General features: G+C 37.8%; 26 protein-coding genes. 7 read left to right on the top strand and 19 right to left on the bottom strand.

Going from position 1 to position 22942, the window contains the following annotated elements:
- Positions 1-14: 14 nt before the first annotated feature.
- From IGL48_RS04705 to IGL48_RS04695, 3 genes are all read right to left on the bottom strand, one after another.
- Entirely contained in the window at positions 15-1625 is a 1611-nt protein-coding gene (locus IGL48_RS04705; protein ID WP_002357995.1) for a CTP synthase, read from the bottom strand.
- A 307-nt stretch (positions 1626-1932) separates the two neighbouring features.
- Positions 1933-2550, bottom strand: coding sequence for a DNA-directed RNA polymerase subunit delta (rpoE, locus tag IGL48_RS04700; protein WP_002357996.1), 618 nt, complete (start codon positions 2548-2550; stop codon positions 1933-1935).
- Between the two features lie 76 nt (positions 2551-2626).
- The gene (locus IGL48_RS04695; RefSeq protein ID WP_002382132.1) at positions 2627-3064 is read right to left on the bottom strand and encodes a DUF1934 domain-containing protein; all 438 of its coding nucleotides are present in this window, start codon (positions 3062-3064) and stop codon (positions 2627-2629) included.
- Between the two features lie 331 nt (positions 3065-3395).
- Between IGL48_RS04695 and IGL48_RS04690 the strand changes: the two genes are divergently transcribed.
- From IGL48_RS04690 to yidA, 3 genes are read left to right on the top strand one after another with little or no spacing between them, the layout of a single operon-like run.
- Positions 3396-4211, top strand: a complete 816-nt coding sequence (locus tag IGL48_RS04690; RefSeq protein ID WP_048949618.1) for a lipoate--protein ligase family protein — start codon at positions 3396-3398, stop codon at positions 4209-4211.
- Complete coding sequence (locus IGL48_RS04685; RefSeq protein WP_002357999.1) at positions 4208-5578, top strand: dNTPase; 1371 nt, start codon at positions 4208-4210, stop codon at positions 5576-5578. Before IGL48_RS04690 ends, IGL48_RS04685 begins: the two co-directional genes overlap by 4 nt.
- Positions 5579-5596: 18 nt before the next feature.
- A complete protein-coding gene (yidA, locus tag IGL48_RS04680) occupies positions 5597-6409 on the top strand; it encodes a sugar-phosphatase (RefSeq protein ID WP_002377829.1) in 813 nt (270 codons plus the stop codon).
- Positions 6410-6472: 63 nt separating this feature from the next.
- On the opposite strand, the gene IGL48_RS04675 is transcribed toward yidA, so the two are convergent.
- Positions 6473-6919 carry an NUDIX hydrolase gene (locus tag IGL48_RS04675; protein WP_002358001.1) on the bottom strand — a complete coding sequence of 149 codons (447 nt, stop codon included), beginning with the start codon at positions 6917-6919 and terminating at the stop codon, positions 6473-6475.
- Between the two features lie 148 nt (positions 6920-7067).
- On the opposite strand from IGL48_RS04675, the gene gloA reads away from it, so the two are divergent.
- Positions 7068-7442, top strand: coding sequence for a lactoylglutathione lyase (gene gloA / locus IGL48_RS04670; RefSeq protein WP_002369612.1), 375 nt, complete (start codon positions 7068-7070; stop codon positions 7440-7442).
- 142 nt (positions 7443-7584) lie between these two features.
- Positions 7585-8307: a gamma-glutamyl-gamma-aminobutyrate hydrolase family protein gene (locus IGL48_RS04665; protein ID WP_010824538.1), complete on the top strand. Its 723-nt coding sequence runs from the start codon at positions 7585-7587 to the stop codon at positions 8305-8307.
- 50 nt (positions 8308-8357) lie between these two features.
- Here IGL48_RS04665 and IGL48_RS04660 read toward each other — a convergent pair whose 3' ends face one another.
- Positions 8358-9230 carry an aldo/keto reductase gene (locus IGL48_RS04660; RefSeq protein WP_002393437.1) on the bottom strand — a complete coding sequence of 291 codons (873 nt, stop codon included), beginning with the start codon at positions 9228-9230 and terminating at the stop codon, positions 8358-8360.
- 28 nt (positions 9231-9258) lie between these two features.
- Positions 9259-9621, bottom strand: coding sequence for a hypothetical protein (locus tag IGL48_RS04655; RefSeq protein ID WP_002358008.1), 363 nt, complete (start codon positions 9619-9621; stop codon positions 9259-9261).
- A 169-nt stretch (positions 9622-9790) separates the two neighbouring features.
- Between IGL48_RS04655 and IGL48_RS04650 the strand changes: the two genes are divergently transcribed.
- Entirely contained in the window at positions 9791-10711 is a 921-nt protein-coding gene (locus IGL48_RS04650; RefSeq protein ID WP_002382128.1) for a mechanosensitive ion channel family protein, read from the top strand.
- A gap of 44 nt (positions 10712-10755) precedes the next feature.
- Here IGL48_RS04650 and IGL48_RS04645 read toward each other — a convergent pair whose 3' ends face one another.
- The 10 genes from IGL48_RS04645 to ulaG all read right to left on the bottom strand — a co-directional run bounded on the left by IGL48_RS04645 (position 10756) and on the right by ulaG (position 19063).
- Positions 10756-11925 carry an N-acetyldiaminopimelate deacetylase gene (locus tag IGL48_RS04645; RefSeq protein ID WP_002388919.1) on the bottom strand — a complete coding sequence of 390 codons (1170 nt, stop codon included), beginning with the start codon at positions 11923-11925 and terminating at the stop codon, positions 10756-10758.
- Between the two features lie 36 nt (positions 11926-11961).
- Positions 11962-12663, bottom strand: coding sequence for a 2,3,4,5-tetrahydropyridine-2,6-dicarboxylate N-acetyltransferase (gene dapD, locus IGL48_RS04640; RefSeq protein WP_002358012.1), 702 nt, complete (start codon positions 12661-12663; stop codon positions 11962-11964).
- Between the two features lie 80 nt (positions 12664-12743).
- Entirely contained in the window at positions 12744-13232 is a 489-nt protein-coding gene (gene cbpB, locus IGL48_RS04635; protein WP_002358013.1) for a cyclic-di-AMP-binding protein CbpB, read from the bottom strand.
- A gap of 256 nt (positions 13233-13488) precedes the next feature.
- Positions 13489-14199: an L-ribulose-5-phosphate 4-epimerase gene (locus IGL48_RS04630; protein ID WP_002366464.1), complete on the bottom strand. Its 711-nt coding sequence runs from the start codon at positions 14197-14199 to the stop codon at positions 13489-13491.
- Entirely contained in the window at positions 14189-15049 is an 861-nt protein-coding gene (locus IGL48_RS04625; protein WP_010824537.1) for an L-ribulose-5-phosphate 3-epimerase, read from the bottom strand. The genes IGL48_RS04630 and IGL48_RS04625 overlap by 11 nt, the downstream gene beginning before the upstream one ends.
- A 4-nt stretch (positions 15050-15053) precedes the next feature.
- Complete coding sequence (locus IGL48_RS04620; protein ID WP_010824536.1) at positions 15054-15692, bottom strand: 3-keto-L-gulonate-6-phosphate decarboxylase UlaD; 639 nt, start codon at positions 15690-15692, stop codon at positions 15054-15056.
- A gap of 13 nt (positions 15693-15705) precedes the next feature.
- Positions 15706-16005, bottom strand: coding sequence for a PTS sugar transporter subunit IIB (locus tag IGL48_RS04615; protein WP_002358018.1), 300 nt, complete (start codon positions 16003-16005; stop codon positions 15706-15708).
- 14 nt (positions 16006-16019) lie between these two features.
- Positions 16020-17507: a PTS ascorbate transporter subunit IIC gene (locus tag IGL48_RS04610; protein ID WP_002366460.1), complete on the bottom strand. Its 1488-nt coding sequence runs from the start codon at positions 17505-17507 to the stop codon at positions 16020-16022.
- Between the two features lie 12 nt (positions 17508-17519).
- Positions 17520-17978: a PTS sugar transporter subunit IIA gene (locus IGL48_RS04605; protein WP_002358021.1), complete on the bottom strand. Its 459-nt coding sequence runs from the start codon at positions 17976-17978 to the stop codon at positions 17520-17522.
- A gap of 17 nt (positions 17979-17995) precedes the next feature.
- Entirely contained in the window at positions 17996-19063 is a 1068-nt protein-coding gene (gene ulaG / locus IGL48_RS04600; protein WP_002360582.1) for an L-ascorbate 6-phosphate lactonase, read from the bottom strand.
- Between the two features lie 193 nt (positions 19064-19256).
- On the opposite strand from ulaG, the gene IGL48_RS04595 reads away from it, so the two are divergent.
- Positions 19257-20021, top strand: coding sequence for a DeoR/GlpR family DNA-binding transcription regulator (locus IGL48_RS04595; RefSeq protein WP_002382117.1), 765 nt, complete (start codon positions 19257-19259; stop codon positions 20019-20021).
- A gap of 93 nt (positions 20022-20114) precedes the next feature.
- Here the strand turns inward: IGL48_RS04595 and IGL48_RS04590 are convergent, their stop codons facing one another.
- From IGL48_RS04590 to racE, 3 genes are read right to left on the bottom strand one after another with little or no spacing between them, the layout of a single operon-like run.
- Positions 20115-20627 (bottom strand): metallophosphoesterase, encoded by a 513-nt coding sequence (locus IGL48_RS04590; RefSeq protein ID WP_002386618.1) that lies wholly within the window; start codon positions 20625-20627, stop codon positions 20115-20117.
- A 12-nt stretch (positions 20628-20639) separates the two neighbouring features.
- A complete protein-coding gene (gene rph / locus IGL48_RS04585; protein ID WP_010824535.1) occupies positions 20640-21995 on the bottom strand; it encodes a ribonuclease PH in 1356 nt (451 codons plus the stop codon).
- Positions 21988-22815 carry a glutamate racemase gene (racE, locus tag IGL48_RS04580; RefSeq protein ID WP_016614961.1) on the bottom strand — a complete coding sequence of 276 codons (828 nt, stop codon included), beginning with the start codon at positions 22813-22815 and terminating at the stop codon, positions 21988-21990. The genes rph and racE overlap by 8 nt, the downstream gene beginning before the upstream one ends.
- Between the last annotated feature and the right edge of the window lie 127 nt (positions 22816-22942).

Raw genomic sequence — 22942 nt, 5'->3', positions numbered from 1 at the left:
TCGTCCATTTTTGCTTATTTACTTTCTTTATTTGCCAAAGCTGCACCAACAAATCCTTTGATTAAGCGTTGTGGGCGATTTGGACGAGAAATTAATTCTGGGTGGAATTGACAAGCCACAAAAAATTGTTTTTCAGGAATTTCAACAATCTCAACTAAACGATTATCTGGTGAAACTCCAGAGAAAACTAAGCCATTTTCTTCAAATAATTGACGATATTTGTTGTTAAATTCATAACGATGACGGTGACGTTCTTGGACAACATCTTCATTTCCGTATGCTGCCGCAGTTTTCGTTCCTTTTTTCAATTTACATGGATATAAACCTAAACGTAGTGTGCCACCTAAATTCTCAATGTTTTCTTGATCTGCCATTAAATCAATAATGTTATTTGTCACGTCAGGATTAGTTTCTGCAGAACCAGCATCTTCTAAGCCCACAACGTTACGACCAAATTCTACACAGGCCATTTGCATACCTAAGCAAATGCCAAGGAATGGTACGTCATTTTCGCGAGCAAAACGAATCGCTTCAATTTTTCCTTCAATTCCACGATCACCAAAACCACCAGGAACCAAAATACCATCTGCTGAACCAATTCTTTCAGCGACATTTTCAGCAGTTAATTCTTGTGAATCAACCCAATCAATTTCGATATCTGAATCAAAATCAAACCCAGCATGTTTTAATGCTTCTACAACAGAAATATAGGCATCTGGTAATTCAACATATTTACCAACCAGCGCAATTTTTGTTTTCTTTTTCAAGTTAAGAACTTTTTCTTCTAATGCACGCCACTCAGTCATGTCTGCAGCCGGTGCGTCCAATTTTAAATGATCACAAACAATTTGATCCATGTTTTGTGCTTGAAGTGCTAATGGAATGGAGTACAATGTTTCAACATCACGAGATTCAATTACCGCTTCTGGATTAACATCACAGAATTGTGCTAATTTGTTTTTAGTGTTTTGAGAAACAGGTAATTCTGTACGGACCACTAAAATATTTGGTTGAATCCCTAAACTTCTTAATTCTTTGACACTATGTTGTGTTGGTTTAGTTTTCATTTCGCCAGCCGCTTTTAAGTAAGGAATCAAGGTTGTATGGATGTACATTACGTTGTCACTACCCATATCAGCTTTCATTTGACGCAATGCTTCTAGGAAAGGTAATGATTCGATGTCGCCGACAGTACCACCTACTTCTGTGATAATCACATCGGCATCCGTCATTTTCGCTGCACGCATGATTTTTTCTTTGATTTCATTGGTAATGTGTGGAATAACTTGCACTGTTGCACCTAAGTATTCCCCTTTACGTTCTTTACGTAAGACTTCTGAATAAATTTTTCCAGTGGTTACGTTTGAGTATTTATTTAAGTTAATATCAATAAAACGTTCATAGTGACCTAAGTCCAAATCTGTTTCGGCACCATCATCTGTGACAAAAACCTCTCCATGTTGGTAAGGACTCATTGTCCCCGGATCCACATTAATATATGGATCGAATTTTTGAATCGTTACTTTTAATCCACGATTTTTTAATAATCGTCCTAAAGATGCTGCGACAATCCCTTTTCCGATAGAAGAAACCACGCCACCTGTAACAAAGATGTATTTTGTCATAATAGTTAAAAACCCTTTCTTTGATAATATTTTGTAGAGAGAAGTAAAACAACTTTGAGACTCTTACGTTTCTCCAAATAAAAAAGAAACAAAAATAGAAAAGCTCCCTATCCATTACGAATAGGGAGCTTGTAAGTTCGTTCAAACTTCTGACCTTCTTAAAGGTGCCCAAGTAGTATAATACAAGCAAACGGACATCAGGTCAAGTACTTCTATTCAAGAAAATAATTTTTTCTATTTTCTCATTTTTCTTAAGCATTCAACTAAAAAGCTTGACTCCTTCTTAGGAATCAAGCTTTTTTGTTTCTTACTCTTCAGAATATTCGTCATCAAAATCGTCTTCATCTTCAACATCATCGTCATCAATGATTGTTAAATCTTCTTCGATTTGTGGAATGTCTTCTTCATCATCGTCTGAATCTGCACCAATCTCTTGTAAGTCAGAGTTGTATGCTTTGATTTCTTCATCTTCATCTTCTTCATCATCGTACAAGATGTCTTCTTCATCATCATTTGTTAATTCAGCATCTTCTGGATCGTCATCGTTATAGTCAATTACATCTTCATCGTTTGGATTAGTGATGAAGGCATTTACTTTTTTACGTTTTCTACGACGTGGTGCATCTTCTTCGTCTTCTTCCAAGCCATGTGTAACTTCTTCATCGATTGAATCGATTGGATACCATGAACGTAAGCCCCAACGATTGTCTCCCAATGAGATAAAGCTACCGTCGATGTTTAAATCTGTATAAAATTGTGCTAATTGGTCACGAATTTCACTATCAGACTTGCCAAGATAATTTTGGATTTGGTTAACTAAATCAGAAAAATCCATAACATCTGCATGTTGTTCTAAAATAGCGTGTGCTACTTCAATCATGGATAATTCTTTTTTGTTTAACCCTTCAAATACATTAATTTCCAAGAGGTACACGTCCTTTCACAGTCTACTCCTTATCATACAAAAACATTGAAAAAAAATCAATTCTATTCTGCAATATTTATGCAGTAAATTCTAATTCTAAATGATATTCTCCGATTCGCTCTGTTTGAGAGTATAAATCATAATCAACTAAAATCTTACCAGACATTGGTTGATCTTTTAAACTAACACGCAAATTATGTGTAAACGTACTAATCTGTAGCAAGCCATAAGGGGTTCGATAACTTGTATCTAATTTTTCCTGATAGCCAAATCTTAAACGCATCCGTAATTCGCCAGCACGAATCAGCTGAACATGCCCGTCTGGTTCAATTTTAATGGTCACGGGGGTTGGTTCTGTATCCTCTAATAATTCTTCTTTGTAACGAATGTATAATGTATCACCCATTTTTACTAATTGACCTTCTAAGTCAAAGAAAAAATCTTTTTGTTCGTTGCCTTGTTGGACAATCGTTTTTAGTTGAATCGATACAGGAACGCCTGTTGATAAATCCATAATGGTCACTCCTTTTCCAAAATATAACTTTCTTATTGTTGACTTTTTCAATGTATTTGTCAACTAAAGTCAATTTTTCCTTGCTTATGTACCTTTTCTTATTGTATAAGCTCTTTTCACGGGTTGCAAGCATTTGTTTCATCTATTTAATAAGAAAACCGTTTACTATTTTAGAGAATTCCTTCAGAATTCGTTTATATAACATGCTTTTTTGCATTTTTTGTATATAATATAAGAGAGAGTAAGAAAATAAACGTATTAAATGACGTAATTATAAATAGACAGGACGTTTTTTATGAGCACAACTTTTCCCCTTCACACCGAATCATTTATGCTCCTTGATTCAGGTTGTTTAACAAACAGTGACTATTTTTTACCTTTTGCCTTGACCGATGTTTTAACCACTTTTTCAGGAATGCAGCACCAACCAATCATTCATTTCTGGCAATTGGATCAAGCAATGATTCTTGGCATGAAAGATACCCGTGTACCACATCTAAAAGAAGGCATCGCTTCTCTGCAAGAAAACGATTATTCTGTAGTCGTTCGCAATGCCGGCGGTTTAGGGGTGATTGCCGATTCGGGTATTTTAAATGTTTCACTTATTTTACCAAATAATTCTGAACACAAATTAAGTATCGATGCGGCTTATGAATTAATGTGGGCTTTGCTCCGTCAGAGTTTTCCGGAGAAAGAGATTGACGCCTTTGAAATTACTACATCCTATTGTCCCGGTACTTATGATTTAAGTATTGGCGGTCAAAAGTTTGCAGGGATTGCCCAACGACGCGTCAAAGACGGTATTGCTGTCATGATTTACATCAGCGTTAACGGCAATCAACTTGCTCGTGGAGAAGTGGTTCGAGATTTTTACCTTGCTGGCTTACAAGAACAATTTGGAGAAAATGGCTATCCACCCGTTGATCCAGCAGTGATGGCAAATTTAGAAACCCTGATTGAGACTCCATTAACAATAGACGCCGTAAAAACCCGTTTAATCGAAGCATTACCTCAACAATTTGAAAAATCTATTGATCCAAACTTAACCGAACCAATTATAACCTCAGAATGGTTCCAAACAAATTTAACTGTCCAGCTGGAAAAAATGGCGCAACGAAACGCCTTAATTAAAGGAGAGATCGTATGACGATTCCGTACAAAGAGCAACGATTACCAATCGAAAAAGTTTTTCGTGATCCCGTCCATAATTATATTCATGTCCAACATCAAGTGATTTTAGACCTTATTAATTCTGCTGAAGTGCAACGATTACGTCGCATTAAGCAACTAGGTACTTCTTCTTTTACGTTTCACGGTGCCGAACATAGTCGTTTTTCCCATTCTTTGGGTGTTTACGAAATTACACGTCGGATTTGTGAGATTTTCCAACGTAACTACTCTGTGGAACGATTAGGTGAAAACGGCTGGAATGACGACGAGCGCCTGATTACACTTTGCGCAGCTTTATTACATGATGTCGGTCATGGTCCTTATTCACATACATTCGAGCATATTTTTGATACAAACCATGAAGCAATCACGGTCCAAATCATCACCTCACCAGAAACGGAAGTCTATCAAATTTTAAATCGTGTTTCGGCAGATTTTCCTGAAAAAGTCGCCAGCGTTATTACTAAACAATACCCAAATCCTCAAGTGGTGCAAATGATTTCTAGTCAAATTGATGCCGATCGCATGGACTATCTGTTACGTGATGCTTACTTTACAGGGACGGAATACGGAACCTTCGATTTAACTAGAATCTTACGTGTGATTCGACCATACAAAGGAGGCATTGCCTTTGCTATGAATGGGATGCATGCGGTGGAAGACTATATCGTTAGTCGTTACCAAATGTATGTCCAAGTCTATTTCCACCCTGTTTCTCGAGGGATGGAAGTGATTCTTGATCATTTATTGCATCGGGCGAAAGAATTATTTGAAAACCCTGAATTTGACTATGATTTACAAGCCTCTCTGCTTGTACCATTCTTTAAAGGGGACTTCACCTTACAAGAATATTTAAAATTGGATGATGGCGTCCTCTCTACGTACTTTACACAATGGATGGATGTGCCTGATTCAATTCTAGGTGATTTAGCCAAACGTTTCCTTATGCGTAAGCCTCTGAAGTCAGCCACCTTTACGAACGAAAAAGAGAGCGCAGCAACGATTGCTTATTTAAGGGAATTGATTGAAAAAGTTGGTTTCAACCCTAAATATTATACTGCCATTAATTCAAGCTATGATTTACCTTACGATTTTTATCGTCCAAATAAAGACCGTCATCGTACACAAATTGAATTAATGCAAAAAGATGGCTCATTAGTGGAATTGGCAACGGTCAGTCCCCTAGTTGCAGCACTTGCTGGTCAGAGTCAAGGAGATGAACGTTTCTATTTCCCTAAAGAAATGCTTGACCAAGGAAATAAAAAACATTACGATTTATTTGATGAGACGTATCGTGAGTTTTCAAGTTACATTCATAATGGTGCGTTAGTTTTAAAAAAATAGGTTTTCTAGGAGGATTCTATGTCAATTAAGTTAGTTGCTATTGATATCGACGGAACATTGCTAAATTCACAACACAAGATTACCCCACGGGTCAAAGAAGCGCTCCAAAAAGCAAATGAGCAAGGCGTTCGTATTGTTTTATGTACAGGCCGTCCTTTGCCAGGCGTGAAAGAACAATTGGATGAATTAGCCTTATATGGTGAAAATGATTTCGTGATTACCTACAACGGTTCGCTTGTCCAAGCAACCAAAGATAATACGATTATTTCACGCTATACCTTGAGTTATGAGGATTTTTTAGAAATTGAAATGTATTCTCGTAAAGTCGGCGCTCACTTGCACACAATTGATGATTCCGCTATTTACACTGCCAATCGCAATATTGGTAAATATACGATTCACGAAGCATCTTTAGTGAACATGCCTTTGAAATATCGTACGGTGGATGAAATGACACCAGAGATGAACATTATTAAAATGATGATGATTGATGAGCCGGAAGTTTTAGATCCTGCCATTGCAAAATTACCATTACATTTTACCGAAAAATATACGACTGTTAAAAGTACGCCTTTTTACTATGAAATCATGAATAAAAATGCTAGCAAAGGCAATGCTCTAGCAAAATTGGCAGACCATTTAGGCTTAAATAAAGACGAAGTGATGGCCATTGGTGACAATGAAAATGACTTATCCATGATTGATTACGCTGGGATTGGTGTTGCGATGGGCAATGCGACAGAAAATGTTAAAACAATTGCCGATGTGCATACCACTAGTAATGACGAAGATGGTGTCGCTCAAATTATTGAAAAAATGGTTTTAATTTAAACATTCTTTTCAATAACAATAACCCTCAATCTAATCAACATAGATTGAGGGTTATTCGTTATTTTATGATGCTGCCGCTAGCCATTTTTCAACGGCCCAACGGTGGCTTCCTCTTTTTAATAAACGGACTGCTTCTTCTGGTGCAACCCAGTGTAAAGTATTGGTCCTTTCTAAGGGTTCGCTAAGTTGCCGCCAAGTATTCGCTACATAAAAATATCCAGGATTATAATAGGCAGTTTGGCGATGGTTCGAATAAAAATATTCATCAGCTTCCCCTAAATAACAGCCAATTTCTACACTAATTCCTAATTCTTCTAGCACTTCTCGGTGGATCGCTTCTTCTTTCGTTTCGGTGCCTTCAATTTCGCCTCCTGGTAAAAAATAAGCTCCATTTGGCGCTTGTACCAGAACCATTGTGTTATTTTCTGGCTTTGAAACAATAATGTATGCAGCATATCTTGTTTGATAGGTCAATGTCTCTTCTCTTTTTCCAAACGTTGGCGTTTTCATTGGCGCACCTCTTCTCTTTTCATCTATTTTACCTGAGAAATTCCTTTAGAACAAGTCAGAAACCAAGCGTTTTTCTCTACATTTCACGTTTATCTATGCTACTATTAACGTTGGAAATATAATTAAGTTTGAAAGGGAGTTTTTAACTATGAAAATGGCTCATACATGTGTGCGTGTAAAAGATTTAGAGGCATCATTAGATTTCTATCAAAAAGCCTTCAATTTTGAAGAAAGTCGCCGTCGTGATTTTCCAGAAAATAAATTTACTTTGGTTTATTTAACTTTACCAGGAGACGACTACGAACTAGAACTAACTTATAATTATGATCATGAAGCATACGATTTAGGAAACGGTTATGGTCATATCGCCATCAGTACAGATGATTTAGAAGGATTACACGAAAAACATCAAGCGGCTGGCTTTACTGTCACTGACTTAAAAGGCTTACCTGGAACTGCACCATCTTATTACTTTGTTGTCGACCCAGATGGTTATAAAATCGAAGTCATTCGTGAACGTTAAAAAGTTTCACTTGTTCACTTACTGAGCTTTTTGTGTTTGAGAGCTGTCCGAGACAAAACTTGTCTCGACTTCTTCTCAAACACTTTTTTCAAAAAAAGTGCTACAATAGAACGTATGAATTTATTGAGGATGTGATGTTATTATGACAAAAAAAATTATTGGAATCGCTGGCAATCAACTTTTGCAGGCAGCTGAAGTGTTTCACGGTAACCAAGTGACGTACACCCCACAAGGTTTTGTCAGCGCTGTTCAAGCCGCAGGTGGCGTTCCTCTCGTTTTGCCAATTGGCCCCAAAGAGTTAGCCACTACGTATATACAACAAATTGATAAACTACTTTTAGCAGGCGGTCAAGATGTTGCCCCTGAATTTTACGGACAAGAACCCCATATAAAATTAGAAGAAACGAATCGTGATCGTGACGAGTTTGAGTTAGCCCTAATTGAAGAAGCCTTAAAACAAAACAAACCTATTTTTGCGGTTTGCCGTGGAATGCAATTAGTCAATGTTGCTTTAGGTGGCACATTATATCAAGATTTATCGATGTATCCTCAATGGTCAGTTAAGCACGGACAACAACCCACTCAACCAATCTTTGCGACGCATCGTATTGATGTTGAACCAGACAGTCAATTATCAAACATATATGGTACAACTGGTCAAGTCAACTCGTACCATCACCAAGCACTACATACTTTAGGAAAAGATTTACGCGTTACTGCTTGGTCCTCTGATGGCCTTGCAGAAGCAGTGGAATCAACAAATGAACAGCAGCCTTTATTAGCTGTTCAATGGCATCCTGAACTAATGTACGCACGTGATGCCAAATCCCAAGCACTCTTTAACTACTTTGTTCAAAAATTATAGTAAAAACGGAGGGACGTCTTTCGCCCCTCCGTTTTTGCTTGCTATCATACTTAAAAATCAAAATTATCTGGATCTGCACCAAAACGATGATCCTTATTTAACTGATTAATTGCGGTTATTTCTTCTGGTGTTAATTCAAAATCAAAGACAGCAAAATTTTCCTGAATTCTTTTTTCGTGAACAGATTTAGGAATCACGATAATATCATTTTGTAAGTGCCAACGAATAATTACTTGGGCCGCTGATTTACCATATTTTTCACCAATTTTCACTAGTACTGGTTCAGATAATAAATTACCTTGTCCTAGAGGAGACCAAGCCTCCACGGCAATCTTATTTTCGGCTAAATATTTTCGTAGCGGTTCTTGTGTTAACGTAGGATGTAATTCAATTTGATCCACCATTGGCACAACATTTGCTTCTGTTAATAAATCTTCCAAATGATGTTGATGAAAATTGGAAACGCCAATTGCTTTGGCACGACCACTTGCGTAAATTTCTTCTAATGCTTTCCATGATTCTTTATATTTACCAGCAACAGGCCAGTGAATTAAATATAAATCAACATAGTCTAGCCCTAATTTTTCTAAGCTTTTATCAAATGCTTTAATCGCATTTTCATAGCCTTGATCTTCATTCCATAATTTCGTCGTCACGAAAATTTCTTCACGGGGAATACCCGATTGACGAATGCCTTCGCCCACCCCTACTTCGTTTTTATAAACGGCTGCCGTATCAATCAAGCGATAACCCGCTTCTAAAGCCCATTTTACTGAATTTGTTGCTTCTGAGCCATCTTCTACACGCCAAACGCCTAGACCTAGGCGTGGCATTTCATTGCCGTTTGCTAATTTTTTTGTTTTATCCAAAGTCATGTGTTTCTTCAGTCCCTTCATTTTCATTACTTTTAGTATACTACGCATTCTTCTTTCACGAAACAATCACGACTTGTCAGGTCATTTTCTTTATTTTTAATAAATAACGACGCCAATAGGTCAGCACTCCGATTAGTGCCACAACTACAATTGTTCGACCGCTAACGCTTCCAATCCACAGTTTAACTGCAAGTAACCAGATACAAAAGAGATAAACACAGGACCAATTAAAGGAAACTTTCAATGTACATGATTCCGCAATTTCGATTATCTGACTACTAAAAAAACGACTCCCTAATCGTAAAGCGACTGGATTATGGAAGATGAATGTTCGTCGCTTGTCAGCCGTCAAGCGAGTGGCACATCGTTCATCAATAAAAATTGTTACAGGTAATTTAGAAAGTAAATCATTTTTTGCCCATTCAATTGAAACTTTCACGCAGCACTCACAACCTTTAACAAAATTATAAAATATATTATTTATTTACAAAATTATAACATTCCTAAAAAAACATGTTAAGTCTTTAAAAAAACTTTCTATTTTCTTCCCCTTTCGCCGAGAGATTTAGTATACTAAAAGAAGAAATTTTAGAGAAAGTTGGATTTTTATGTTGATACTTGGTTTAGCCAGTACTGAAACAGTCGATTCTTCTGCTCCTGATTTAGCAGAAGCGACCGTAAAAAAAGTGAGCGCGCTACAACGCTTTTGGAACAATATTAATTGGGATGCCATTGTCGCTACCTTAATTGAAAAAAGTTTATCAATTTTATTTTTAATTTTTCTATTTTTTATTATTCAGCGAATCGGGAAATATTTAATTGATCGCACCTATGCAAATTATAGTAAAAAGCAACATTTTAGTGAAAGCCGTTTAAAAACGTTACACACTTTAATCATTAATGCATTTCAATATACGCTGTTCTTTTTCTTCATCTATTCTCTTTTGACCATTGTCGGTGTGCCTGTTGGCTCATTATTAGCTGGAGCGGGAATTGCCGGTGTTGCCATTGGTTTAGGGGCTCAAGGATTCATGAATGACTTAATTACCGGATTTTTCATTATTTTAGAACAACAAATGGATGTAGGCGATTATATTCGCTTATTGGCGTTAAATATTGAAGGAACTGTTACTTCTGTCGGATTACGAACCACTCAAATTAAAGCGGTTGATGGAACTGTTCATTTTATTCCAAACCGAAACATCACCACAATCAGTAACCTGTCTCGTGCCAATATGCAAGTGTTAATTGATGTCCGCATCAATCCTGAAGAAGGTTATGAAAAAATTTGTGAAGTGATTACAGAAGTCAATGAAACGTTAAAAGAAAAGTATATCGAAAGTATTCAAACTGGGCCAGATATTTTTGGTATGGTCGATTTAGGCAATGGCAACTTTGCGGTGCGAACGACCATGTATGTACTAAACGGCAAACAATTTGCGGTCAAAGAAGAATTTCTAGCTCAATATATCAAAGCATTAACAGAGGCCGGCTTTACGATTCCCAATACGCCCATTATTGCAAAATAAAAAACAGCCACCAGATATTTATTAGTTATCTGGTGGCTGTTTTTCTAATTGTCCAATGATTTTAAAAACCCACTAACTGCCTCCACTCCAAACAATAACGCCTCTTCGTTCGGTTCAAACTTAGCAGAATGAAGGCTGTAGGGACTTGCCACGCCTAACCAAAACATCGTGCCTGGGACTTTAGACAATAGATAGCCAAAATCTTCACCTGTCATTGCAACCGGCGCTTGTTGAAATTGAACTGTTGCTTGTTTGCTCATGTATTCAATCAAATTCGTGGTACATGCGGGCTCATTCACTACAGGTAAATACCCTTTCTGATCAAGATGAACAGTTACTTCACATTGAAAAGATTGCGCAATACCTTCACTAATTTCGCGAATTCTTCGCTGCGTTTGTTCATTAGTTTCTGCTGTCAATGTGCGAATTGTACCAGATAAAGTTGCTTCTTCGGCAATCACATTGCAGGCAGTCCCTGCATGAAAAGTCCCAAAGGTAACGACTGCCCCAACCACAGGATCAACATTTCGACTAACGATCGTTTGCGCTTGCTGAATTAAATTTGTGGCCGCTAAGACCATATCATTTGCTTGATGCGGAAAAGCCGCATGTCCACCTTTTCCTTTTAAGGTAATGTTCACTTCACAAGTGGCAGCAAACAATGTCCCTACTCTGGTACTAATAGTTCCGACTGGCAAATCAGGATTAACATGAAGCGCATAAAATTCATCAGGTAACCACTCACCAAACGCGTGATCTTCATACATCAACATCCCCCCTGCTTCATTTTCTTCAGCAGGTTGAAATAAAAATAAAAAGTTATTGTCTGGTTGCTGTTGACTTAATTCTTTCAAAACCCCTAAACCGATTGTCATGTGAAAATCGTGCCCACAGGCATGCATAAACCCTGGTCGTTTTGATTGAAAAGCAGAAACCACTTCCTCTTGAATAGGCAAACCATCAATATCAGCACGCCAGCCGATGGTTTTCTGAGGATTTTTGCCTTCTATGAAGACTAAAATCCCCGTTTGCCATGTTCGAACTTGCAGATAAGGTTGCTTCATTTTATCAATTTCATTAAGTAAAAAGGCTTGTGTTTCCTTTTCTTCTAGACCGATTTCAGGTATTTGATGTAGTTGCCGTCTAATCGCAATTAATTCTTCTTGCTCCACAAAAGCCACTCCTTCATTTTTTGGGTAATCGAAAGCCGCCATGAAGAAGTTTCTTCATCGCGACTGACTAATTTATTTTTAGAGTTTACGTAATTCTTCTAAAATCTCTGTTTTACTCTTGGTTTTATCATCAATTTGTTTAATTACTTTTGCTGGCACGCCTGCGACAACGGTATGCGCTGGAACGTCTTCCACAACTACTGCCCCAGCAGCCACAACGGCACCTTCACCAACACGAACCCCTTCTAGTACGACCGCATTCGCTCCAATGACAACCTCGTTTTCAATAACCACAGGTGCTGCACTTGGTGGTTCAATGACACCAGCTAAAACCGTTCCTGCGCCAATATGACAATGCTTCCCTACAGTTGCACGACCGCCTAAAACAGCGCCCATATCAATCATAGTCCCTGCACCAACGACGGCGCCAATATTTAGAATAGCCCCCATCATAATCACCGCTTGATCGCCAATTTCAACTTTTTCGCGAATCAAAGCACCTGGTTCAATCCGAGCATTAATGTCTTTCAGATCAAGAAAAGGAATTGCTGAGTTACGTGCATCATTTTCTACAACATAATCCTCAATTTTTTCTTTGTTTGCTTCTAAAAAAGGTTTTACGTCAGCCCAATCGCCAAACAATGTCCCAGTTTTACAATTATTAAAGACCTTAATTGTTTCCGGAAACGTGACTTCTTTTAATTGCCCTTTCAGTGTTACTTTAACAGGCGTTTGCTTTTTGGCATCGCCAATATACTGAATAATCTCATATGCGTCCAATCACAGCACTCCTTTACTTCGTGTTATCATACAGAATAACGCATTTATGAGAAAAAAGTAAAGAGTTTCTTGCGTTTTATTTAAATTACTTTCATTTCTTCTTCTGATTTAGGCAGAACAAGATGATGTTTTTCTAATTCATGCGCCATATGATTGACCGCTTTTAAAATTTCTTTGCGTGTAATGATACCTTTAAAGCGTTGATTATCATCAACCACTGGTAAAAAAGAAGCATCTACTAATAAATGTAACACTTCTTCTAAATCCCACGATTCACCAATTACAGGAACATTGACTTCCATTACATCGGCCACAGTAAATTCATTCAATTTTTCAAAATCCACTGAAGTCAAATCAAACATTTTATCTACAACGTCTGTCAAGCCGATTAAGCCAACAAAGCGATCTCCCTTATCTAACACAGGAATCTTGGAATAGCGAACTTGCGATAAGACTAATGCCGCGTGACTTAACGGATTTAAACACATTACATTGGCGACATTTTCGGCGGGTACTAAAAATGTTTCTTGTTTTTCTAATAATAATTCTTTTACAGCAGTCCCTATCATGATTGGGTTGCCTCCATTTCTAATTCTTTAACACGTAACTTATTGTACCTAATTCTGCGGAAAAAGTCTTGGAATTCGCAAATTCTTCATAACTTAACAAACGAAAATTAACGTTTTGTTCTATTCTCCCCCAAAAAAGAGAACGCTTTCTTAAAAAAATAAAAACTTAGTTGTCCCATAACAGACAACTAAGTTTTTATAAAAGACCAATTAATCAGTCAGTTATCCTTCTTTTTCACACGTTTCATCACAGCCATCACTGACCATAATAAGCGGAAATCCCATGTTTTCTAAAATAGTGTTTATCCAATAAAAAATGATCAATTGGTTCAACAGCTGGATTAATTATTTCCGTCAAACGTGCCATTGAACAGATTTCATCTAAAATCAAGCTGTTTTCAACTGCTTTTTCCGGAGTCATTCCCCAAGTAAATGGGCCATGTCCATAAACTAGCACTCCTGGAACTGCTAAAGGATCTAGTTCTTGTTCATGAAATGTTTCAACAATGACTTTGCCAGTCTCTTCTTCATAATTTTCTTTAATTTCACTTTCAGAGAGCGCTCTTGTGCAAGGTACAGCGCCATAAAAAGCATCCGCATGGGTGGTACCGTAAGGAGGTAAGGCTCGCCCTGCTTGAGCCCACGTAACACTATTCAGGGAGTGCGTGTGCGCAATCGCTCCAATTTCTGGCATTTTTTGATAGAGATAAAGATGCGTGGGTAAATCAGAAGACGGCTTTAATGCATTGGTTTCCAATAGTTGTCCCTTTAAATCAGTCACTACCATCTGTTCCTTGGTCATTTCTTGATATTTGACGCCGCTTGGTTTAATTACGATAATCCCTAATGACCGATTGATTTCACTAACATTGCCCCACGTTAATTTGACTAAGCCCAGTTTTGGCAAAGCCAGATTCGCTTCATAAACACGTTGTTTCATTGCTTGGATGATCGCTTTATTGTTCATAATAACCCGCCTCTACTAATTTGGGATAGAGATACTGCTGCGCGGCTTGAATTTTTTCTTGAAAATTCAAATCCGTTTCATTCCACATTTCAATTAAAAAAGGACCACTATAGTTTAACCGCTTGAGTGTTTTCAATAAGCCTGTAAAATCAACACAGCCTTCTCCAAAAGTAACTTCCCGAAACTTCCCTTCAAATGTGTCTGTTACAGCGAAGGTATCTTTTAAGTGAATAGCAGCGATTTCAGCAATTCCCTTTTCAAGCTCAACCGCCGGATTATTTTCCGGCCAAGCAGACAAATTACCTAAATCAGGATAGACATGCAAAAAAGGAGACGGAATTTGTTCCTTAATTTCTAGAAATTTTTGTATGCTATTCATAAAAGGGTCATCCATAATCTCAACAGCCAGAATGACACCGTATTGTGCAGCTTCCTCAACGCCCTTTTTCAGACCTTGAAGAAAAAATTCCCTTGTTTCGGCAGTTTTTTCTTCGTAAAAGACGTCATAGCCAGCTATTTGAATTACCCGTATGTTTAATTGATAAGCCAAACGAATCGCTTGAGATAAAATTTTCCGTCCTTTTTCACGTGTTTCTTTATTTAAAGAGCCTAAAGGGAACCGCCGATGACCACTTAAACACAAAGAATGGATAAAAAAATCTTCTTTCACCATTAATTGAGAAAGTTCTTGTAACTGGCTTGGTGTCCAAGCCAATCGTGCTAAACGTTCATCGGATTCATCAATTGACATTTCTAAAAAATCAAACCCTAACTTTTTGGCCCATGTTAATCGTTCTGCCCAAGTTAAATTTTGCGGGAGTGCTTTTTCATACAGTCCAATTCGTGCCATTTTATCACTTCCAAATCTGATCGATTTTTTTTTGAAAATCTTTGGCTGCTTGTTCAGGATTTTTTGATTCAGTAATCCCACGGCCCGCAATAAATGTTGCAACTGCCATTGTTCGAAACAATTCAAGCGTTTCGACAGTTAAACCACCTGTGACGGACACTTCAAAGTCTAAGTCAATTAGTTCTTGAACTTTATTCAAATCTTTCTCTCCCCAACTGCCGCCAGCTAAAAGAGCATCTCTACTTTGATGATAAATCACCTGATTAATCCCTAATTCTCGCCATTGTCGAGCTTGTTGCATTGTCCAATCTCCATATAGTTCTACTTGTAATTCTCGGACTTCTTTTTGAGCTGCAGCCATCGTTGGCAAGGTGGCGCAACAAATAACCGTCATGAAATCAGCGCCTGCTTGTGCGACATTACGAGCAACTGTACCGCCCGCATCAGCACATTTTGTATCAGCAACAATCGTTTTATTAGGAAACATGCGTTTTAAACAACGAATTGCTTTTTGGCCTTCTTGTAAACACAAAATAGTGCCAACTTCGATAATATCGACAATTTCTCCGACTTTCATACAATCTGCTAAAGCGTCTTCTAATCTATTATGATCTAAAGCGATTTGTAAGTTTGGTCTTTTCATCTTTCCCATCCTTTTATTCAGATTTTTGATAACGATCTGAAGCCATATATTTTTCTTGAATTTCTTTTGCAGACATTACATTTTTAATGCCAATCACTGTGACTCCACGTTTTTCAGCTTGCTGAAACATTTGTAAAAAATTGACTGGAGTAAAAACAACGTCGTATTGGCTAGCAGAGCTTTTTCCTTCTGAAATGGCGCAATGATGAATTTTTGTAATCGGTACACCTAATTCTTTCATTGCTTTTTCAACACTCCGCATCATCATTAGACTCGTGCCAGAACCATTGGCACAGGAAACAAGTATTCTCATTTCAAATTCCTCCTTTAATTCTCTTGAAATTTTTTAGCATATTGTTCATAATCATTGACAATCATAAAGTAACCTTCTGGATTTTTTCGATACTGAAGTTGCGGAATTATTAGTAACCCAATCACCACCACTGCTACGCCAACATAGCCTAGAACTTTCATAATGATTGTAAATAACGGCCAAGCTGTCGCCCAATCGAACATACCCAAATAACCGCCATATTGAGATAATCCAATCCATGTAGCAAATAAAGCTGAGCCACCTACTTGGATTAAACCTGAAAGGAATGGGAATAAACAAGCAGCTTTTACTCCGCCACGATTATTTGCATAAACAGCTATGACAGCGTTATCAAAAAACAATGGGATAAAACCCGCAATAACGATTGTCGGAGACTTTAATAGAATCAGTAAGCCAATCATTAAAAACTGGCCTAATGCGCCAAAGAGGAACCCAATTGTTACTGCGTTGGGCGAACCAAACCCGAAAGTCGCTGCTACGTCAATCCCAGGAACAGCGCCTGGTAAAATGGTATTTGAAATCCCTTGGAATGACTGCGTCAACTCGTCAACAAAGGTTCTAACGCCTAATTGTAAGATAGCTAAATAGACAGCAAAATTTAATGAAGTGGTCATGATATAAAAGAAGAAACTCTGCCCTTCTTGCATAAATTTAGCTTGAATTAAATAATCTTGTCCCAAAACAAGCAAGATAATGCCAAAGAAAAAGAGCATCAAAATGGACGTAGCAACCATATTTTCATTAAAAATGGATAGAAATCCTGGTAATTCGATATCTTCCAATTTTTTATCGACCTTCTCTGAACGATGTTTTTTTTGATCACGTTTTTTCAACCATTCTGCTAATTTTGCAAAAATAAATATGCCAAACATTTGTTGATGGGCTACCGCAAAACCAGCACCTTCTGTTAGTTCCTGCGTAATCCCTACCGTTAAATTTGAAGCAACTGCCCAATAACACCCGAGAATTAAGCCCATAAAAATTAGTACTTCGATTCTACCTAAGTTAGGAAAACAAAAGAGTAAAATCCAGAAAGCGGTAGCTGCTTGTTGAATCTGAACATTCCCTGTTGTAAAAACGGCTCTCAATTTTGTATATTTTTGAAAACGAACCAACAAAATATTCATAATAAATGCGATCAATAACAAAATCATCACATCACCAAAGGTTCGTCCAAAGGTTTTCATCAATCCTGCATCGACTGCATTTTGCCCGAAATATGGATCGGTAACCATCGCCTGTAAATTAAATCGCTCTTTCAAGCCTACTAGAATAGGGCGAAAATTATTAACCAAACCACCAGAACCAACACTCAAAATAAAATAACCAACTGTCGCTTTCAGAAAACCTGCTAAACATTCATAAAAGGGCCTCCGTAACAAGAGATAACCTAATAACACGATGAAACCAATCAAATATGCTGGTTGTGTTAAAACGTTCGTAGCAAAATAAGTCCAACTATTTAACAAGAACTCCCCCATTGATTTTTCCCCCTATAATTGATATTTCTCCATAACTTCTTTAAAATCCATTGGCGTGTTTGTTTCTAACAAGTCAGCAATCACGCCATCCGTCATCAATAAATCCATCAATTGCTGGATATTTTCAAGATGTTCGGCGGGATTTTGGGCTGCCAATGTAAAAAATAATGTTGCTGTTTTTGCTTCTTGATCGCCAGCAAAAGTGACTGCTTGCTTAAATTTTGTAAAAGAAATGGCCGTTCCAAAAACACCTGCGCTTTCCTCTGATGAATGTGGCATGGCTACTTCAGGAGCAATGATGATATAAGGTCCAAACGTTTCGACACACTGAATAATCTCATCGACATAACTCTGATCGATGATGTGTTTTTGTAGTAAAATCAAACAACTTTCCTGAATCGCCTCTTGCCAACTAACCGGTTCTTTATCAGGGTAATGAATAAGCTCTTGCTCCCAAAAATAAGTTAACATTGTACATCCAGCCTTTCTTACAAGAATGAAGGAAATGGTGTATCATTTTCTTTAACAAAAACATCATCAAAGCCACGATCAAAGTTAAATTCTAAGTTGTCTTTGTCATCTGGATAAACAAATTTGCCACCCACTTGCCAAATATATGGTTTAAATTGATAATGTAAACGATCTTTTTTAAATTTCCAAATTTCCATGATTTCTTTTGGATCCGCCATAAAATTAGACCAAATATCATAATGAACGGGAATGACTACTTTCGCATTTAAAGATTCGGCCATTCTCAACATATCAACAGAAGTTATTTTATCTGTGATACCGCGAGGATTTTCGCCATATGCTCCTAAGCAAACATCAATTGCATATTGATTACCATGTTTCGCAAACAAGTTAGAATAATGAGAGTCTCCGGCGTGATATACCGTACCACCTGAGGTTTCAAATAGATAATTGACAGCTAGTTCATTCATGTCCTGAGGCATTTTACCTTTAAATGTATTTTCAGGATCATCAGAAGTAATTAGCGCGGTTCGATCAAAAGCTTCCAAGGCCACTACATTCACATCATTCACTTTTATTTCTTGACCAGGCTCTATAACCCGTGTTTTTTCTGCCGGAACACCCCAACGTTGCCATGTTTTCACTACTTCTTTTGGACCAATAAATAGAGCCTTAGGACAATTTTGATGAACAGCAGCAGCTGTGTGAATATCCAAATGGTCTGAATGAATATGTGTGACAACTAAAGCATCTACCTCTTTTATTTCAAAAGGATCAATCACAAAAGGTTGTGTTCTTAAATTAGGTTGCATTTTTTGGCAACCACTCATGCGCATCATTTGATGGCCATTTTTCATTAAGCCGTTCCCGTGCGTTTGTTTTCCTGTTCCACACCATAAATCACATAAAATATTCGTGTTCTCATGCGTTTTCAGCCAAATGCCTGTACAACCAAGCCACCAAAGTGCAACCGTTCCTTGAAGCACATTTGTCTGATTAATTTCTTCGTTTAAATAAGTGCCCCATTCTGGAAATGTCGCCTTCAACCAACTTTCTTTTGTAATTTCATGAATCGATTTGCTCATGCTACCACTCCTCTTCTCAAATGATTGTGTTATGCTTTATAAGAAAATCATAGCCGCAAAAAATCACAATGAAAACCCTTTTATATGATTGTTTGCACTTTTAATGATTCTTTTACGTGTTTTGTTTTCCTATGAGTTATACTATTTCATGGGGGACCGTGTCCAAAGAAATAACTAAAGGAGGTTGTATTACTTGAAAAGTTCATTAGAAACCATTGAAAAAAGGCAACAAAACATTCTCGCGCTGCTGCAAAAAAACAAACAAATGACTACCTATAAATTAGCAGATGCTTTAAATGTTTCCTTAAGCACAATTCGTCGTGATTTAAATGTCTTAGAAACTAAGAATGATATCATTCGAAAATATGGGTATTGTATTTACAACGACCAAAATCAGAAAGACTTTGATCAATCAGGACCGGAGTTATTAAAACAAGCCATTGCTCGTGTTGCTTGTAGCTATCTAAGTGATTATGATACCGTTTTCATTAATTCAAGTTCCACTGCTTTGAATATTCTCCATTATTTAAAGGCCGATCATCTGACCATCGTAACGAATAATTTAAAAATTGCCACCAAGCCTCATGTTTCTCAATACAATTATATTTTGACCGGAGGCGAATTACGTTTTCCCAAAGAAGTTCTGGTAGGAGATATTGCCATTAACACAATCACCGCAACGCATGCCGATGTTTGCGTAATTGGCTGTAGCGGGGTCAGTTTAGAACATGGCGTCACTACAAAAATTTTCAATGAAGCAAAAATTAATGAGCTTATGATAAAACAAACAACAAAAGTAAAAATTCTGGTCGCGGACCATCGAAAAATCGGCTTGACATCTAAATTTAAAATTGCTGATATTACCGCTTTTGATTGTTTGATTACAGACAAACATTGCTCATCAACTTTAATTACAGAACTTCGTAAGACCGGCTTAAAGGTTATCCAAGTCGACTAAAAAAAGAGCGTAGGACAAAAATCTCTTTTGGATTTTTGTCCTACGCTCAAAATCTGATAAATAAAAAAGTAGCACTTATTTCTTAACATTCACTTACTTCGTAAACGTTGCCTTTAATCGTTCCAACGGTTGGTGCTCTTTGTTATAATACTGAACGAGATATTGTTCAGGTGTACTTTCAATTATGGCATATGTTTTCTCTTGAACTGGTCCACGAGGTAAACGAATACTTCCCGGATTAACAAAGAGAATGTTATTGTGTCGCTCTGCACCGAGTACATGAGTGTGACCAAATAAGGCAATTGTCGCTCCTGCTTCTTCCGCCTGTAAAGCAAGTGTCGTGAGACCCATTCTAACATTGGCCAAATGACCATGTGTCATATAAATAACTTGATCCCCCACTTTTTTAGTCACAGTTTTTGGAAATTCATCATAAAAATCACAATTTCCTTGCACTACAATGAATTTTTGCCAAAGTTCATCTGTCGGTTCTAATTCAGAATCACCACAGTGAAAGAGTGCATCGACTTGTCCTTCATAATGATTCACTAAGTCAACCAAACAGTCGCGATCGCCATGGTTATCGCTTACTACCAAGATTTTCATACGTTTCAACTCCTATTTTTTTAGCCATTCTTCCCATTGTTCTTTTAATTTTGCCACTGCTTGTCCACGATGACTGACTTTATTTTTCTCTTCTCCAGACAATTCAGCTGCCGTCTTACCAAGCTCTGGAACATAGAAAAGTGAATCGTACCCAAAGCCTCCTTCACCACGAGGAATCGTACCGACTTCTCCTGGCCATTCAGCTTCGACCACCAGACTTTCTTTCTTTGGTTCAGCAAAAACCAATGTACAATGGAAACGCGCTTGTCTTTTTTCTTTTGGCACGCCCGTTAACTCGTGCAATAGTTTCGCATTATTTGAAGCATCGTTAGTTGGCTCACCAGCAAAACGAGCAGAATAAATCCCTGGCATTCCTCCTAAGGCATCAACAATTAATCCTGAATCATCTGCTAGTACTGGTTTCTGTAAAATTTCTGCAATTGTTTCAGCTTTTAGACGAGCATTTTCTTCAAATGTTCGACCAGTTTCTTCTACATCTGGCAAATTCGGATAATCTAATAACGTCTTAACTGTATATCCTTTTTCACCAAAAATTGAACTAAACTCTTTCGCTTTACCAGGATTTCTAGTCGCAATGACAATCACTTTCTCTTCTAAATCTTGCGAAGGGACTTCTTCAGAGGCTAAAGCATAAAGTGCTTCTTTCTGATACGCAATTAATTCCTCAATCCCTGTTTTTCCATAAAAGAGCATGGCATTTAACTCATCTCCTGAGAAGGTAGCTTCTTCACCCGTTCCTTGAATTTCCACAAATTCACCAGACTCGGTCATCACGATGTTCATATCCACTGCAGCATTCGAGTCCTCTGCGTAATCTAAGTCCAGCACACAATAACCATCGGGTAAAATACCCACGCTGACAGCAGCTAAATGCTCTTTAATTGGGTCTTCCGCTAGCGCACCAGTCATCAATAAATGATTGACTGCTAAGCGTAGAGCAACAAAAGCGCCTGTAATACTAGCTGTACGGGTTCCCCCATCTGCTTGAATCACATCACAGTCGACAACAATGCTCCGTTCCCCTAACTTTTCTAAGTCAACAACAGCTCGCAATGACCGCCCAATCAAACGTTGAATCTCCATTGTTCGCCCTGTTAATTTTCCTTTCGCACTTTCCCGAATATTTCTTGTGTTCGTCGCGCGAGGGAGCATGCTATATTCAGCTGCTACCCAACCTGTTCCCCCGCCTCGTAAAAATGGGGGAACCTTTTCTTCGACAGTGGCTGAGCAAATTACTTTTGTATCGCCAAACGAAATAACCACCGAACCTTCTGGATGTTTAAAAACATTGGTTTCAATAGTGATCTTTCGCAATTCTTTTGGTGCACGACTATCATGTCTAATCATTTTCGTTTCCTCCTAAGTGAATCTGTTGTGCTTTTAAGTTCTCTATACCAAGCCAACTGCTTGCAATCTCTTCAAACATTTTTGCAGAACCAGTTGTATAAAATTCATGGGTCTGTGTAGGCGCTTCAGGCGTATGGGCAATGTCAAAATAATCGAGAAGCATGCTAACTTCGCCAACTGTTTCGGCTCCTGAATCAATTAATGTCACATGACTTCCCATCACATTTTGAATCACCGGACGTAACAACGGGTAATGGGTACAACCTAAAATCAACGTATCAAGTCCTTTTAATTGTAGTGCTTGAAGTGTTTCTGCCACAATTTTTTTTGCTACGGAAGAACGATATTGATTACTTTCAACAATGGGGACAAATTTAGGGCAAGCTAAACTAGTCACCTCAATTGCTGGTGCCTTACTTTTAATGGCGATTTCATAGGAAGCACTTTTGATTGTCCCTAAGGTACCTATGACACCAATTTTGTTATTTTTTGTGACTTTAACGGCTGCTCGTGCGCCAGGTAAAATAACACCGACAACTGGAATTGGCAAGGCAGCTTTAATTTCTTCTAATGCGACAGCCGTCGCGGTATTACATGCGATTACTAGCATTTTTATTCGTTTTTTCAATAAAAAATCGGCCATTTCCCAAGTAAACTGAACGACTTGTTCGGCTGGTCGTGGACCATATGGGCAACGGGCTGTATCTCCTAAATAAATTAATCGTTCATTTGGTAATTGTTTTAGCGCTTCCTTTAAAACAGTTAATCCACCAACGCCAGAATCAATTAATCCAATGGCTTCTTGATTGCTCATTCTCATCCTACCTTTGCCTTTTATTCACTGCCTTTATTTTCTACTTTTTAAGGACTATTGTCAATTTTTCCTGTTTTGCTCTCATTTATTTCTTTTTTTGAAGGAAATCTTTTTCGATTAAAAAACTAGTAAT

This window comes from Enterococcus sp. DIV1090 (assembly GCF_050537975.1).
GTDB lineage: Bacteria > Bacillota > Bacilli > Lactobacillales > Enterococcaceae > Enterococcus > Enterococcus faecalis.
This window is presented reverse-complemented; position numbering and strand designations above follow the sequence as displayed.

Bases quoted from the DNA above. Each gene is read 5' to 3' on its own strand.
- IGL48_RS04705 (WP_002357995.1), bottom strand. From the start codon at position 1,625: ATGACAAAATACATCTTTGTTACAGGTGGCGTGGTTTCTTCTATCGGA.
- IGL48_RS04695 (WP_002382132.1), bottom strand. From the start codon at position 3,064: ATGGATTTATCAACAGGCGTTCCTGTATCGATTCAACTAAAAACGATT.
- IGL48_RS04690 (WP_048949618.1), top strand. From the start codon at position 3,396: ATGCTCCTTGATTCAGGTTGTTTAACAAACAGTGACTATTTTTTACCT.
- IGL48_RS04685 (WP_002357999.1), top strand. From the start codon at position 4,208: ATGACGATTCCGTACAAAGAGCAACGATTACCAATCGAAAAAGTTTTT.
- yidA (WP_002377829.1), top strand. From the start codon at position 5,597: ATGTCAATTAAGTTAGTTGCTATTGATATCGACGGAACATTGCTAAAT.
- IGL48_RS04675 (WP_002358001.1), bottom strand. From the start codon at position 6,919: ATGAAAACGCCAACGTTTGGAAAAAGAGAAGAGACATTGACCTATCAA.
- gloA (WP_002369612.1), top strand. From the start codon at position 7,068: ATGAAAATGGCTCATACATGTGTGCGTGTAAAAGATTTAGAGGCATCA.
- IGL48_RS04665 (WP_010824538.1), top strand. From the start codon at position 7,585: ATGACAAAAAAAATTATTGGAATCGCTGGCAATCAACTTTTGCAGGCA.
- IGL48_RS04660 (WP_002393437.1), bottom strand. From the start codon at position 9,230: ATGCGTAGTATACTAAAAGTAATGAAAATGAAGGGACTGAAGAAACAC.
- IGL48_RS04650 (WP_002382128.1), top strand. From the start codon at position 9,791: ATGTTGATACTTGGTTTAGCCAGTACTGAAACAGTCGATTCTTCTGCT.
- IGL48_RS04645 (WP_002388919.1), bottom strand. From the start codon at position 11,925: ATGGCGGCTTTCGATTACCCAAAAAATGAAGGAGTGGCTTTTGTGGAG.
- cbpB (WP_002358013.1), bottom strand. From the start codon at position 13,232: ATGATAGGGACTGCTGTAAAAGAATTATTATTAGAAAAACAAGAAACA.
- IGL48_RS04630 (WP_002366464.1), bottom strand. From the start codon at position 14,199: ATGAACAATAAAGCGATCATCCAAGCAATGAAACAACGTGTTTATGAA.
- IGL48_RS04625 (WP_010824537.1), bottom strand. From the start codon at position 15,049: ATGGCACGAATTGGACTGTATGAAAAAGCACTCCCGCAAAATTTAACT.
- IGL48_RS04620 (WP_010824536.1), bottom strand. From the start codon at position 15,692: ATGAAAAGACCAAACTTACAAATCGCTTTAGATCATAATAGATTAGAA.
- IGL48_RS04615 (WP_002358018.1), bottom strand. From the start codon at position 16,005: ATGAGAATACTTGTTTCCTGTGCCAATGGTTCTGGCACGAGTCTAATG.
- IGL48_RS04610 (WP_002366460.1), bottom strand. From the start codon at position 17,507: ATGGGGGAGTTCTTGTTAAATAGTTGGACTTATTTTGCTACGAACGTT.
- IGL48_RS04605 (WP_002358021.1), bottom strand. From the start codon at position 17,978: ATGTTAACTTATTTTTGGGAGCAAGAGCTTATTCATTACCCTGATAAA.
- ulaG (WP_002360582.1), bottom strand. From the start codon at position 19,063: ATGAGCAAATCGATTCATGAAATTACAAAAGAAAGTTGGTTGAAGGCG.
- IGL48_RS04590 (WP_002386618.1), bottom strand. From the start codon at position 20,627: ATGAAAATCTTGGTAGTAAGCGATAACCATGGCGATCGCGACTGTTTG.
- rph (WP_010824535.1), bottom strand. From the start codon at position 21,995: ATGATTAGACATGATAGTCGTGCACCAAAAGAATTGCGAAAGATCACT.
- racE (WP_016614961.1), bottom strand. From the start codon at position 22,815: ATGAGAATGAGCAATCAAGAAGCCATTGGATTAATTGATTCTGGCGTT.